Genomic DNA, 13,081 nt, shown 5'->3' with positions numbered 1-13,081 from the left:
GATGTCCTTCACCCTCGCCATTGTGGGCCGCCCGAACGTGGGCAAATCCACCCTGTTCAACCGTCTTGTCGGTAAAAAGCTGGCCTTGGTCGATGACCAGCCTGGCGTGACTCGTGATCTGCGCGAAGGCGAGGCCAAGCTGGGCGACCTTCGCTTTACCGTGGTTGATTCTGCGGGTCTGGAAGATGCGACCGATGACTCACTGCAGGGCCGGATGCGTCGCCTGACAGAACGTGCGGTTGAAATGGCAGACATTTGCTTGTTCATGATCGATGCACGGGTTGGCGTGACACCAACCGACGAAATGTTCGCTGAAATTCTGCGTAAGAAATCTGCCCACGTCATTTTGGCTGCCAACAAGGGCGAAGGTGCCGCCGCTGATGCGGGTGTGATCGAAGCCTATGCGCTGGGGCTGGGTGAGCCGATCCGCCTGTCTGCCGAACATGGTGAAGGTCTGAATGATCTCTATTCTCAGATCATGCCGCTGGCTGATCAGTTCGAAAAAGATGCGGTCGATGACACCCCCGAGGTTGACGTTGATCTGGACGAGGACAGCGACGACGAAGAGGACTATTCAGTCCCGATGCCCACCAACGCCAAGCCGCTTCAGGTTGCCGTGGTGGGGCGCCCCAACGCTGGTAAATCAACCCTGATCAACAAGATCCTGGGTGAAGAGCGCCTGCTGACTGGTCCCGAGGCAGGGATCACCCGCGATGCGATTTCCTTGCGGATCGAATGGGGCGGCGTGCCGATGCGGATCTTTGATACCGCTGGTATGCGAAAGAAAGCCAAGGTGCAGGAGAAGCTGGAGAAGCTTTCGGTCTCGGATGGTCTGCGCGCGGTTAAGTTCGCCGAGGTGGTTGTTGTTCTGCTGGATGCTGACATTCCGTTTGAACAGCAAGACCTGCGAATTGCTGACTTGGCCGAACGCGAGGGGCGGGCTGTTATTGTCGCTGTCAACAAGTGGGACATCGAGGACAACAAGCAGGAAAAGCTGCGTGAGCTGAAAGAATCCTTTGCCCGGTTGCTGCCCCAGCTAAAGGGCGCACCGTTGATTACAGTCTCGGCCAAAACTGGTCGTGGGTTGGATCGCCTGCAAGAGGCCATCATGCGGGCGCATGATGTCTGGAATCGCCGAATCCCAACCGCAGCCCTAAACCGCTGGCTGGTTGGCATGCTGGAACAGCACCCACCGCCCGCGCCGCAGGGCAAACGCATCAAGCTGCGCTATATGACACAGGCCAAAACACGCCCGCCAGGGTTTGTCGTGATGTGTTCACACCCGGACAAAATGCCGGAAAGCTATAAGCGCTATCTGGTCAACGGATTGCGCGTAGGTTTTGACATGCCGGGCACGCCCATTCGACTGACCCTGCGGTCGCAGAATGACAAGAACCCCTTTAAGGGCCGCAAGAAAGCGCCGCCAAGCAAGCTGCGCAAACACCTAAAGGGTCCTCAGCGGGGCTAGTGCAGCCTATCTGAGCTTACAAGAATTGAGGCGGTCCAAATGGGCCGCCTTTTCTGTTTTCAAGTATTGCGCTACGCTTAATCCCAACACTGCTATTTCAGCAGTTTGACCTCTTGTTCTAGTGCGAGAGGGCGTTAGGTTTTTACTGAATTATCCATGCCTTGGTTTTTCATCAGGGCGTTACAGAACACATTTATGGGCCTTTATATGGATCTAAGAGAACATACGCGCCAATTTTGCGACAAGGATAACCGGCTTGCTTCGTTGAGCTATTTTGGAACTTTTGCGGTGTACTTTCTGTCGCTCTGGCTGGCTATTCACTTTGCAGATCAATGGTATCTGATGCTGCCTGCCGGGGTGGTGCATGCCTTCTCGGCGGTGAGGTTGTACGTTTTACAGCATGACACTGGGCACCATTCCCTATTTGAAACCCGTGCACAGAATGAGCTGGCCGGGCACGTTTTGTCGCCTTTCACCTTTGCCCCGTTTGAGGTGATGAAGCAAAATCATAACTTGCATCATGCTAATATTGGCAACCTAGAGCACCGCGAAACGGGTGAGATCAACACTATGACTCTGGCTGAATGGCAGCAGGCAGGTTTCTGGCAGCGGCTTATGTATCGGTTGTATCGCAATCCGTTTGTGCTGGTGCCGGTAGGGTCGGCATTCACCTATTTCATCCGGTATCGCTGGCCCAAGAACACGACGCGGTTTGGTGTCACGGGCGTGTTGTTGCACAATTTGTCGATTCTTGTGTTCCTTGGGATTCTATATGCGCTGGGTGGTATGACAGGGTTATGGATCTGGCTGGGGTTCTCATTTCTGGGAGGTATGATCGGTGTGTTTCTGGTCTATCTGCAACATAATTTTGAGGACACCTATTGGGATCGCCGCCCTGATCTGGATCCGCATGTGGCGGCTATTCAGGGGTCGTCCTGTCTCGATTTTGGCTGGTTCTTTGACATGATGGTGGCCGGGATCACCCTGCATGATGTGCATCACCTAAACGCGCGCATTCCGTCGTATCGGCTGCGTGAATGCCACCACAGCCTACCACCCGAGGTCGCGCCACGGCGGATCAAATTCCCCGAGGCGGTTCGGGCCTTGGGGTTAAAGCTGTGGGATGAAGAGCGGAACCGGCTGGTGCCGTTTCCAAAGTAACCCATGGGTTACAATAACGCCTGACCTGCCAGATGGATGGCCAGGCGTTTAGTCTGCCCGGCGCATCGCCGGGCTGTTTTTCTTAGGCCAACACGCCGTCAGCGGTCAGTGTCAGCTTGCCACCTAGATATGGCGCCAGAACCTCGGGCAGTTTGACCGAGCCATCTTCCTGCTGGCCATTCTCTAGCACCGCAATCAGGCAGCGGCCAACAGCAAGACCAGATCCGTTCAATGTGTGCACAAACTCGGGCTTGCCACCCTCGGTTGGTTTGAAGCGGCCATTCATGCGGCGGGCCTGAAACTCGCCTGTGGTCGAGACAGACGAGATCTCGCGGTAGGCGTTCTGACCGGGGAGCCAAGCCTCGATGTCATAGGTGCGGCGGGCGCCAAAGCCCATGTCGCCGGTGCACAGGATCACGGTACGGTAAGGGATGCCCAACTGCTCCAGAATATCCTCGGCACAGCGCAGCATGCGCTTTTGCTCGTCATCCGACTTGTCCGGATGGGTGACCGAAACCATTTCGACCTTTTCGAACTGGTGCTGGCGCAGCATGCCGGATGTGTCGCGCCCGGCAGAACCAGCCTCGGACCGGAAACACAATGAATGCGCGGTCATGCGGATGGGCAGGGCGCTTTCGTCCAGAGTTTCCTCACCCACCGAATAGGTCAGAGGAATTTCCGAGGTCGAAATCAGCCACCAGCCATTGGTGGTCTGATAGCTGTCTTCGGCGAACTTGGGCAATTTATCTGTGCCATACATCGCCTCGTCGCGCACCAATACGGGTGTGTTGATCTCGGTCAGGCCGTTCTTGTCCACATGGGTGTCGATCATGAACTGGCCGAGCGCGCGGTGCACACGGGCCACAGCGCCCTTGAGCATCACAAAACGGCTGCCCGATGTTTTGGCGGCTGTACCAAAATCCATCGAGGCGGTGACGCCGGTGATGTCAAAGTGCTCTTTCGCGGCAATAGGCAGATCAACCGGGGTACCCCAGCGGCTGACCTCGACATTGTCGTCCTCGTCCGCGCCTTCGGGCACATCGGCGGCAGGCAAGTTGGGGATGCGGGCCAGCATGTCGGTCAACTGAGCGTCCAGCTCTTTGGCCTCGTTTTGCATGGTCGCAATTTCGGTTTTCTTTTCGGACACCAGCGCGCGCAGGCGTTCAAATTCGGCGTCATCGCCACGACCCTTGGCCGCGCCCACTTCCTTAGACGCTTTCTTCTGCTCGGCCTGAGCGGTTTCAGCCGCCTGGATCTTACCCCGGCGGGCGGCGTCCAGAGCGAGGATCTCGGATGACATGCCCGCATCCCCACGCCGCGCCAGAGCGGCGTCGAAATCGGCAGGGTTTTCACGGATCGCGCGGATGTCATGCATTGGGTCGTCTCCTTGGACGGTTTTGAATCACTGGTTCATCATATGCCGCAGCAAGGGGCAAAGGGGAAGGGGAGCTGAAGGGTTCACGCATCGGGTGAGGGAATTTGGCACAGAACCTAAAGCTGGGGCGTTAAGATGGGGTGAGCTGGGCGCGCGGCGAGTGTTGCGAACTGGGCGTAATAGACCTTTTGCTATTTCGCGCGACATTGGGGCAGTGCCTGACCGCGGGCGGAAGCGAAGCGCCCGCCCATGGGGGCGGTCGGGCGCTGCCCGGCGTTTCGCCGGGCGAAAGTTCAGAGAATGATGACCTTAGCCATTATCTCCAGCAAGTTCCCCATCCCACTCATTCTCGGCAATCTTTGGCTCTTCGGTGTCGGCGATGTAGCTGGGGGTCATGATCTGGACTTTGTTCTCGTTGAATACCGCGACGATGTGCTTGTGCAAGTCAGACTTGATGCGCGGGATTGATGCGCCTCGGGTGGTGTAGGCGTTGATTTGGTAGTTGATCGCGTAATCCGCCAGCCCGGCCCAGAGCACGAATGGGGCTGGGCGGGTCTTGAGGTCTTTGGTGCGGCGGGCGGCCTCAATTAGCATTGCCTCGATCTTGGCGGGGGTTTCCTCATACCCGATGCCGACGGTGGTGTGCAGCAGCAGGCCGTTGCCGTCGATTTTCTTGGAGTAGTTGATCACTTCTGAGTTCAACAGCTGTGCGTTGGGGATCGAGATCAGTTCGTTCTTGATCGATTTCAGGTGGGTTTCCATCAGTTTGATCTGCACGACATCGCCGGTGTGCTCGCCTATTTTGATGCGGTCGCCGATGCTGGTGGAGCGGCGATAGATGACGAATAGGCCGGACAGCAGATTGCTAACTACGGAATTGGCACCCAGCGAAAGCATTGCGCCGACCAGTAGGGTTAACCCCTGAAACGCAGCCGAGTCTGATCCAGGCATATAGGGAAAGGCAAAGACGATGGCGATCAGGATCAACACACCACGCACGATGTTGAAGGTAGGATTGACCCAGTGTCGTTCAAAATCACCAATCACAAAAGTTCCCGCCTCAACAGCATCAAAGAACACCCGCAGGCCTTTGATGATGTAGGAGGTGAGAAAGGCGATGATGGCCAGGGTGATCAAGTTGGGGATGTAGAGGAAGAACCCAACCAAGATATTCAGGACTGGCTTGGTGACATAGGTTAGCAGCAGTTGCGCCACATATCTCGTTTCAGCAAAGGAAAGCAGGATGAGCGACAGGTAGTAATAGACGCCCAAGAACAGGATCGAAAACAGTACGAAATTGACCCCGAAGCGGATCAGCGCGGCGATAGCATCTGCCTGGACATGGGAATTGGTGGCGCTTTCGACCGAGGCAAAATGCCGTTGAACCAAAGTGTTGATTAGGGTTTTGAGGCGACGCCGAAGCCAAAAAATCAGGGTTGTAAGTGCAATGAAGGTTAACGTCCACGCTGCAACCACAACAATGGAATGCACGCGGGCTTCCTTGGTTCTTGCCGAGCGATAGGCAATGATTGCGTGACGAATGGCGTCCCCTTGCAGTTTGGTCAAAACCGCCGGACTGAGCCGTTCCAAATCCGCATCTTCAGCAGTTACGATGGTGATCATTTCACCATCTGCCAAAATCTCTTCGCCGAGTTCGACGGAGTTGAAGGTAACATCAACAGTTTTCGATGTGTTGGATACTGCGACCGCAACGATACGGCTTGCAACCATCTCTGCTCGCTCGGTTCCGGGGAGTGCGGTTGAACCACGGACCAAGAACAGTTCAACCCCATCAACGATGACTGGTGCGCGGAAAACGCCGTCATCCGCAGGGGCCGTTTCTTCGGTGTGCTGGTTTTCTGGTGCCTTGGCCTGAGCCTGCGCAATGGGTGGAGTAAGCAGAGCAAGGCATAATCCGAAATAGGAAAGCACGCGTATAACTAATGACATCATTGATAAAATCCCCTTGAGAACGACTATATTCGCCAAATCAAACTTGGCTAGCCCAAGCGGAACATAGGGGCAGGTTATTTTACAGCGGTTTGGAGGCCTGCGTCACCTTGCAAAGCTGGTATTCAGCGCATAGGTTCGCCAGCGAATTTTACGCTGATTATGGCGTGACCTTAACAAAAGGAATACCCCAATGGACGCAGGCGCACTTGGCCAGTTTCTGCCACTTATTCTGATCTTTGCTATCATGTACATGCTGTTGATCCGCCCACAGCAGAAGAAGATGAAAGAGCACAAATCGATGGTTGATGCGCTGCGTCGTGGTGATCAGGTGATCACGCAGGGCGGTTTGATCGGCAAGGTTGCCAAGGTCAAGGAAGATGGCGAAATCGAAGTTGAAATCGCTGAAGGCGTCAAGGTTCGTGTAATTAAAGCGACCATCGCTCAGGTTCTGAACAAGACCGAGCCTGCGGCTTAAGCCACTGACGTAAATAACAATAAAGGCAGGGCAATGCTGCAAATTGATCTCTGGAAGAGGGTGCTGATTTGGCTGGTCTGTGTGACCGGCCTGCTGCTTGCCCTGCCAAATGCGTTCTATACGCGTGTCGAACAGGCCAACGATGCGGCCATCGAAATTGTCGCAAAGGGTGAAACACCCGAGCGGCTGGAAATTGTAAACCAGTGGCCATCCTGGATGCCATCGTCGCTGGTGAACCTTGGGCTGGACCTGCGCGGTGGTGCGCATTTGCTGGCCGAGGTAAAGGTCGGTGATGTTTATGCTGCGCGCATGGATGCCATGTGGCCAGAGGTGCGTGACGTATTGCGCCCCGAACGTAGCACATTGGGAACATTTCGCCGTCAGCCGGGCCCGGATGATCAGATTCTTCTGAAAATTTCCAAGCCCGAAGGCATGAGCCGGGCGCTGGAATTGGTGCGTGGCCTTGCCACCCCAGTCACCAGCCTGACCGGTGCGGGTTCAATGGACATCGAAGCGTCAGCGGATGGCGACATCCTGACAATTCAACTGTCTGGCGCTGAACGGCTGGCCTCGGATGATCGTACGGTTCGTCAGTCGCTAGAAATTGTGCGTCGTCGGATCGATGAGGTTGGCACACGAGAGCCAACCATTCAGCGCCAAGGCGTTGATCGTATTCTGATTCAGGTGCCGGGTATTGGTTCCGCGTCCGAATTGAAAAAGATCATTGGCACCACTGCTCAGCTGACGTTCAGCCCTGTCGTAAGCCGTGGATCAGATGCGGATGCCAACCCCGGTGTGGGCAACAAGGTTGTTCCGTCGCTGGATGAACCAGGTGTTTATTTCACTATTGAAAGCGCGCCTGTTGTTACTGGTGAAGATCTGGTTGATGCGCAGCCAGCGTTTGACCAGAACGGTCGCCCGGCGGTGAACTTCCGTTTCAACACCTCCGGTGCACGTCGTTTTGGTGACTACACAGCCGAAAACATCGGTTCTCCGTTTGCTATCGTTCTGGATGACGAGGTGGTTTCGGCGCCTGTGATCCAATCGCATATTCCGGGTGGTTCGGGCATTATCACTGGTAACTTTACCATCGAGGAAAGCACCAACTTGGCTGTTCTGCTGCGTGCAGGTGCATTGCCTGCCGGGCTGGAGTTTCTGGAAGAGCGGACCATCGGCCCAGAGTTGGGACAAGACAGCATCGATGCGGGTAAGATCGCTACGATCGTTGCCTTCGTTGCGGTTCTGGTCTTCATGATGCTGAGCTATGGGTTGTTTGGTGTCTTTGCTAATGTCGCGCTGATCCTAAACATTGCGCTGATCTTTGGCATGCTGAGCCTGATCGGTGGCACGCTGACGCTGCCGGGTATTGCTGGTATCGTGTTGACCGTTGGTATGGCGGTGGATGCCAACGTGCTGGTGTTTGAACGTATCCGCGAAGAGCTAAAGGCGGGCCGTGGTCCGGCGCGCTCTATCGAGGAAGGCTACTCCAAGGCGCTGAGCGCGATTCTGGATGCCAACGTGACCACATTCATCACTGCTGTAATCCTGTTCGCCATGGGCTCCGGCCCGGTGCGTGGCTTTGCCATTACTTTGGGACTGGGCATTATGACTTCAGTGTTCACAGCGATCTTTGTGACCCGTGTGATGATTATCATGTGGTTTGAACGCCGCCGTCCAAAAACGATCGAGGTGTAAGATGAGACTTAAGTTAGTTCCCGCAGAAACCTCGTTTGATTTCTTTGGCAAGTGGAAGCTGTGGCTGGGGATTTCAGCCTTGATGATGGTGGTTGGCCTTGCCTCCTTCCTGTATCAGGGGCTGAACTTTGGTATCGACTTCCGGGGTGGTACAACTATCCGGACCGAAAGCACCCAAGCCGTGGATGTCGGTGCCTATCGCGGCGCCATCGACACGCTTGAGCTGGGCGATGTCTCGATCACCGAGGTGTTTGACCCAACCTTTGAAGAAGATCAGCACGTTGCGATGATCCGTATTCAGGCGCAGGCTGATGGTGAGGCCATTTCTGGTGAAGTGATCGAAACCATTAAGACAACACTCGATACGGTTGCGCCGGGCATCAAATTTGTGTCCGTCGAATCCGTAGGCCCCAAGGTTTCGGGTGAGTTGGTACAAACGGCTGTTCTAGCGGTGGTTCTGGCGATTGCGGCTGTTCTGATCTACATCTGGCTGCGGTTTGAATGGCAGTTTGCGCTAGGCGCCGTTGCCGCACTGGTACACGACGTGGTGCTGACCATTGGTGTGTTTTCGGAACTGCAGATCAAGTTTGATCTGGCGATTATCGCGGCGCTGCTGACCATCGTTGGCTACTCGTTGAACGATACTGTGGTTGTGTTTGACCGGGTTCGCGAGAACCTGCGCAAGTACAAGAAAAAGACACTGGCCGAGGTTCTGAACCTGTCGATCAACGAAACCCTGTCACGTACCGTGATGACCTCTGTTACCACCTTGCTGGCGCTGATCTCGCTCTATGTTCTGGGCGGCGATGTGATCCGTGGCTTTGTTTTTGCCATGATCTGGGGTGTGATTGTCGGGACTTACTCGTCGGTCTTTGTTGCATCGACCATTCTGCTGTACCTGGGCGTAAAGCGCGACTGGTCCAAGCCAACCAACACCACAGGCAACCAGTTCGCCAATATCGATGCTTGATGTTCTGTATGCAGCCCTGGAAACTCCGGGGCTGATATGGATGGTTTTAACAATTGCAGCCGCGGGCATTGTCCGCGGCTTCACTGGTTTTGGCACCGCGATGATCTTTGTGCCCGTGGCGGGGATGTTTCTGCCCCCAGCCGAGGTTATTTTGGTCATCGCCACAACAGGTATTTTCAGCACCATTGCCTTGGTCCCCGGTGCCTGGAAAATAGCGGATAGGGGCGAAGTGGCAGCCCTATCGCTGTCGGCGATGGTGACGGTGCCCCTTGGGCTGTGGCTGCTGAGCCAGCTAGACGCTATGACCATTCGCTGGATCGTAACTGTTGTTGTCTCGCTGACTTTGCTGGCGGTGGTAACAGGCTGGCGCTGGCATGGACGCCTGGGCTGGCCGGGGCGTTTCGCCATTGGTGGCGCAGGCGGAACCATCGGGGGGCTGACCGGCCTGACGGGTCCGGTAGTCATCATCTTTTATCTGGCCAATGCCCGAAGTGCACAGGCGGTTCGCGCCAATACCATTCTGTTCCTGGCAGCAACTGACATCATCATCACGACAGGATTGTTTGTCAGTGGTCAGGTAACCCTTGTGCCGCTCGCTATTGCGCTGTTGTTGTCGCTGCCGTATCTGGTGACCACCCTGATTGGCCAGTCTCTGTTTGATCCCAAGCTAGAGCGTTTCTATCGCGTGTCGGCCTATTCGGTTATTGCGCTTGCGGTGGTCTCGGGGCTGCCACTTTTTGACTAACAGGAGCCTGTGATGCGCCTAAACGAAGTTACCTTTACGGACGGCACTCCTGTCGATAGCTATGGCCCCGGCTTTTTCCGCGTTGGCGGTGAGCTGTACCACGGGGCAGTTTTGACCGGCCCCAAGGGCACGAGCGTATGGGATGGGTATGCGGATACTGCGCCGCTACTTGCATTGGCGGAAGACATCGATGTGCTGTTCATCGGCACCGGGGCTGAGATTGCCTATGTACCTTCCGAGCTGAAAGAGGCCCTGGAAGAGGCCGAAATTGGCTATGAAGTGATGAATTCACCTGCTGCCTGCCGGACCTATAATATCCTGCTATCCGAGGGGCGTCGCATTGCTATGGCCGCCTTGCCTGTAACTTGATCTGCCGCAAAGACCCGGCAATACTTTGCGCTTTATGTCGCTACAGGCAAAAGGGAATAGCGGTTTAGATGAGTCTGACGATTTCGGATCTGTGTATCGCCCGTGGTGGCGTTGCGGTGCTGGAGGGATTGAGCTTTTCGCTTGAGCCTGGGCAGGCGTTGATTTTGCGTGGTCCCAATGGGATCGGTAAAACCACCCTGTTGCGTACCATTGCCGGGTTGCAACCACCTGTTTCAGGCGTGGTTGAAGGCGGCGATGAAACCATTGCCTATGCCGGGCATTCGGATGGTATCAAGCCGACCTTGACCGTAGCCGAAAACCTGACGTTCTGGGCCAAAGTGTTTGGTGCCGAGGGGATTGATGCAGCGATTGCCGCCTTTGATCTGGAGATCTTGCGTGACCGCCCCGCTGGAGAGCTGTCGGCCGGGCAAAAGCGGCGGTTGGGGCTGTCGCGGATGCTGGTCACCGGACGCCCGATCTGGGTGCTGGATGAACCAACTGTCAGTTTGGATGTGAAATCTGTGGCGATGTTTGCCGACGCGGTGCGCGCACATCTGGGGCAGGGAGGCTCGGCCCTGATTGCCACCCACATTGATCTGGGACTGGACAGCGAAGTGCTGGAAGTCGGTCCCTATAAGGCGAAACTGCCGGCGATCGACGACTTCGACGGAGGTTTCCTGTGATTGCATTGCTGATGCGGGACTTGCGGCTGGCCATGCGCGCCGGTGGTGGCTTTGGGCTGGGGTTGGCGTTCTTTCTGATCGTTACGGTGATGGTGCCCCTGTCGGTGGGGCCACAGGCGGCTTTGCTGGGGTCTATCGCGCCGGGTGTTTTGTGGCTGGGTGCCTTGTTGGCCTGCCTGCTGTCACTGGATCGTTTGCTGGCGCTGGACTGGGAGGACGGGTCGCTGGATCTGCTGGCAACCGCCCCGCTGCCGTTAGAGGCTACCGTTTCGATCAAGGCGCTGGCGCACTGGATCACCACTGGCTTGCCGCTGGTGCTGGCTGCGCCGGTGTTAGGCGTCTTGTTGAACCTGCCAGTTCCGGGGTTCAAGTGGGTCTTGGTCTCGCTGTTGTTGGGCACACCCGCCTTGTCCGTTATCGGAACCTTTGGCGCGGCCCTGACTGTTGGCCTGAAACGCGGAGGGCTGTTGATGTCTCTGCTCGTGATGCCGCTGTATATGCCCACGCTGATCTTTGGTGCCGAGGTTGCCCGACGGGGCGCCATCAGCATGGAGGTTCAGACCCCGTTGTTAATGCTGGCAGGAATATCAGCCGCGTCCATCGCGTTGCTGCCTTTTGCCAGTGCCGCCGTCTTGCGCATTAACCTGCGCTGAGGCATTCGTGATTTGAGAACCCACTAGGGAATAGCTAGGTACCCACTATGTCGATCTGGGAATACGCCAATCCAAAGAAATTCATCACCACTACTGAGCGGGTGATTCCAGCCCTGTGGGTTGCTTCGGCGATTTGCATCGTGGTCGGATTGATCTGGGGTTTCTTCTTTACTGGTGACGAAGTCCGTCAGGGCGCCACAGTCAAAATCATCTACCTGCATGTGCCGTCGGCCATGTTGGCGATCAACATATGGGTGATGATGCTGGCGACCTCGCTTGTGTGGTTGATCCGGCGTCACCACGTCAGTGCGCTAGCCGCCCGTGCTGCTGCGCCTGTTGGTATGGTGATGACACTGATCGCATTGGTGACCGGGGCCATCTGGGGGCAGCCAACCTGGGGCACATGGTGGGTTTGGGATCCACGGCTAACCTCGTTTCTGATCTTGTTCCTGTTCTACCTTGGCTACATGGCCCTGTGGGAGGCAATCGAAGACGCTGACACTGCGGCTGACCTAACCTCGTTTCTGTGTCTCGTGGGCAGCGTCTTTGCGTTGCTAAGCCGGTATGCGGTGAACTTCTGGAACCAGGGGCTGCATCAGGGGGCATCTATCATGCGCACTGCGGCGGTGACCGGGACTGACACAGAAGAGAAGGTCAACAATATCTACTTTTACCCGCTGATGCTTTGCATCGTTGGGTTTGTGCTGTTGTTTCTTGCTTTGCTTTTCTACCGCACAGGTACCGAAATCCGCTCGCGCCGGATCAAAGCGCTGCTGGCACGTGAAAGGGTAATGGCATGATACCGGATCTTGGAAAACACGCGGAAACAGTACTGTCAGCTTATGGAGCGTCAATTGTCCTGCTGGTGCTGCTGGTTGTGGTCAGTGTGGTGCGTGGCCGCCGCGTACGTGCGGAAATGAAAAAGATGGAAGAACGGATGAATGGCAATGGCTAAAGTATCTCCGATGATGGCCCTGCCAGTGGTTGTGTTTGCCGGGTTTATTGGCCTGGCACTGGTGGGGATGATGCGTGAAGATCCCAACAGTCTGCCGTCTGCCCGCGAGGGGCAGCCTTCGCCGCCGGTGGTTTTGACAGAGTTCCCCGGCAAGGTGGGCTTCGATGATGCGACGCTGCGGGATGGAACCGTCAAGGTCGTGAACTATTGGGCCAGCTGGTGCGCACCTTGCCGTATTGAACACCCTAACCTGCAGGCGTTGCAGGACGAAGGCCTGCCCATTTATGGCATCAACTACAAAGACCAGCAGGCCAACGCGGCGTCGTTCCTGGACGAGCTGGGCGATCCATACACAGCTCTTGGGCGCGATGAAAAAGGACGTATGGCGTTGGATTGGGGTGTCTACGGCGTGCCAGAGACCTATGTGATTGATGGGGACGGCAAGATCATCATGCGCCATGCCGGCCCGCTGACCGAACGGGTGATCGAGAAGACCCTGCGTCCGGCGTTGGAGCGGGCCGCAAAGAACTAGAATGCCTGTTTGAATTTTGAAGCGGTTGTCAGTTGAGATGCGCAATG

The 13,081-nt window shown here is 56.1% G+C and carries 14 protein-coding genes; 12 read left to right on the top strand and 2 right to left on the bottom strand.

What is annotated here, in order from left to right; genetic code table 11:
* Position 1 precedes the first annotated feature (1 nt).
* Together der and DL239_RS09935 are read left to right on the top strand one after the other, a co-directional pair.
* Positions 2–1,468 (top strand): ribosome biogenesis GTPase Der, encoded by a 1,467-nt coding sequence (der, locus tag DL239_RS09940; RefSeq protein WP_167683859.1) that lies wholly within the window; start codon positions 2–4, stop codon positions 1,466–1,468.
* A gap of 207 nt (positions 1,469–1,675) precedes the next feature.
* On the top strand, positions 1,676–2,629 hold the full coding sequence (locus DL239_RS09935; protein ID WP_167683858.1) for a fatty acid desaturase: 954 nt from the start codon (positions 1,676–1,678) through the stop codon (positions 2,627–2,629).
* A gap of 82 nt (positions 2,630–2,711) precedes the next feature.
* Here DL239_RS09935 and serS read toward each other — a convergent pair whose 3' ends face one another.
* Positions 2,712–4,004: a serine--tRNA ligase gene (gene serS, locus DL239_RS09930; protein ID WP_167683857.1), complete on the bottom strand. Its 1,293-nt coding sequence runs from the start codon at positions 4,002–4,004 to the stop codon at positions 2,712–2,714.
* Between the two features lie 309 nt (positions 4,005–4,313).
* Entirely contained in the window at positions 4,314–5,957 is a 1,644-nt protein-coding gene (locus DL239_RS09925) for a mechanosensitive ion channel family protein (RefSeq protein WP_167683856.1), read from the bottom strand.
* A 190-nt stretch (positions 5,958–6,147) separates the two neighbouring features.
* On the opposite strand from DL239_RS09925, the gene yajC reads away from it, so the two are divergent.
* From yajC to DL239_RS09875, 10 genes are all read left to right on the top strand, one after another.
* Complete coding sequence (gene yajC / locus DL239_RS09920) at positions 6,148–6,432, top strand: preprotein translocase subunit YajC (RefSeq protein WP_167683855.1); 285 nt, start codon at positions 6,148–6,150, stop codon at positions 6,430–6,432.
* Between the two features lie 33 nt (positions 6,433–6,465).
* Positions 6,466–8,127, top strand: coding sequence for a protein translocase subunit SecD (gene secD, locus DL239_RS09915; protein WP_167683854.1), 1,662 nt, complete (start codon positions 6,466–6,468; stop codon positions 8,125–8,127).
* Position 8,128: 1 nt separating this feature from the next.
* Positions 8,129–9,097, top strand: a complete 969-nt coding sequence (secF, locus tag DL239_RS09910; protein ID WP_167683853.1) for a protein translocase subunit SecF — start codon at positions 8,129–8,131, stop codon at positions 9,095–9,097.
* The gene (locus DL239_RS09905; RefSeq protein ID WP_167683852.1) at positions 9,090–9,842 is read left to right on the top strand and encodes a sulfite exporter TauE/SafE family protein; all 753 of its coding nucleotides are present in this window, start codon (positions 9,090–9,092) and stop codon (positions 9,840–9,842) included. Before secF ends, DL239_RS09905 begins: the two co-directional genes overlap by 8 nt.
* A 12-nt stretch (positions 9,843–9,854) precedes the next feature.
* Positions 9,855–10,211, top strand: a complete 357-nt coding sequence (locus DL239_RS09900; protein WP_167683851.1) for an Mth938-like domain-containing protein — start codon at positions 9,855–9,857, stop codon at positions 10,209–10,211.
* A 68-nt stretch (positions 10,212–10,279) separates the two neighbouring features.
* Positions 10,280–10,894 carry a heme ABC exporter ATP-binding protein CcmA gene (gene ccmA / locus DL239_RS09895; protein WP_167683850.1) on the top strand — a complete coding sequence of 205 codons (615 nt, stop codon included), beginning with the start codon at positions 10,280–10,282 and terminating at the stop codon, positions 10,892–10,894.
* The gene (gene ccmB, locus DL239_RS09890; RefSeq protein ID WP_167683849.1) at positions 10,891–11,547 is read left to right on the top strand and encodes a heme exporter protein CcmB; all 657 of its coding nucleotides are present in this window, start codon (positions 10,891–10,893) and stop codon (positions 11,545–11,547) included. The genes ccmA and ccmB overlap by 4 nt, the downstream gene beginning before the upstream one ends.
* A gap of 47 nt (positions 11,548–11,594) precedes the next feature.
* Positions 11,595–12,347, top strand: a complete 753-nt coding sequence (gene ccmC / locus DL239_RS09885) for a heme ABC transporter permease CcmC (protein WP_167683848.1) — start codon at positions 11,595–11,597, stop codon at positions 12,345–12,347.
* A complete protein-coding gene (gene ccmD, locus DL239_RS09880; RefSeq protein WP_206188417.1) occupies positions 12,344–12,502 on the top strand; it encodes a heme exporter protein CcmD in 159 nt (52 codons plus the stop codon). The genes ccmC and ccmD overlap by 4 nt, the downstream gene beginning before the upstream one ends.
* On the top strand, positions 12,495–13,034 hold the full coding sequence (locus DL239_RS09875) for a DsbE family thiol:disulfide interchange protein (RefSeq protein WP_167683847.1): 540 nt from the start codon (positions 12,495–12,497) through the stop codon (positions 13,032–13,034). The genes ccmD and DL239_RS09875 overlap by 8 nt, the downstream gene beginning before the upstream one ends.
* Positions 13,035–13,081 lie beyond the last annotated feature (47 nt).

This window comes from Parasedimentitalea denitrificans, from assembly GCF_011813015.1.
GTDB classification, from domain to species: domain Bacteria; phylum Pseudomonadota; class Alphaproteobacteria; order Rhodobacterales; family Rhodobacteraceae; genus Parasedimentitalea; species Parasedimentitalea denitrificans.
The sequence above is the reverse complement of the archived record's forward strand: the minus strand, read 5'-3'. Positions and strand labels throughout refer to the sequence as shown.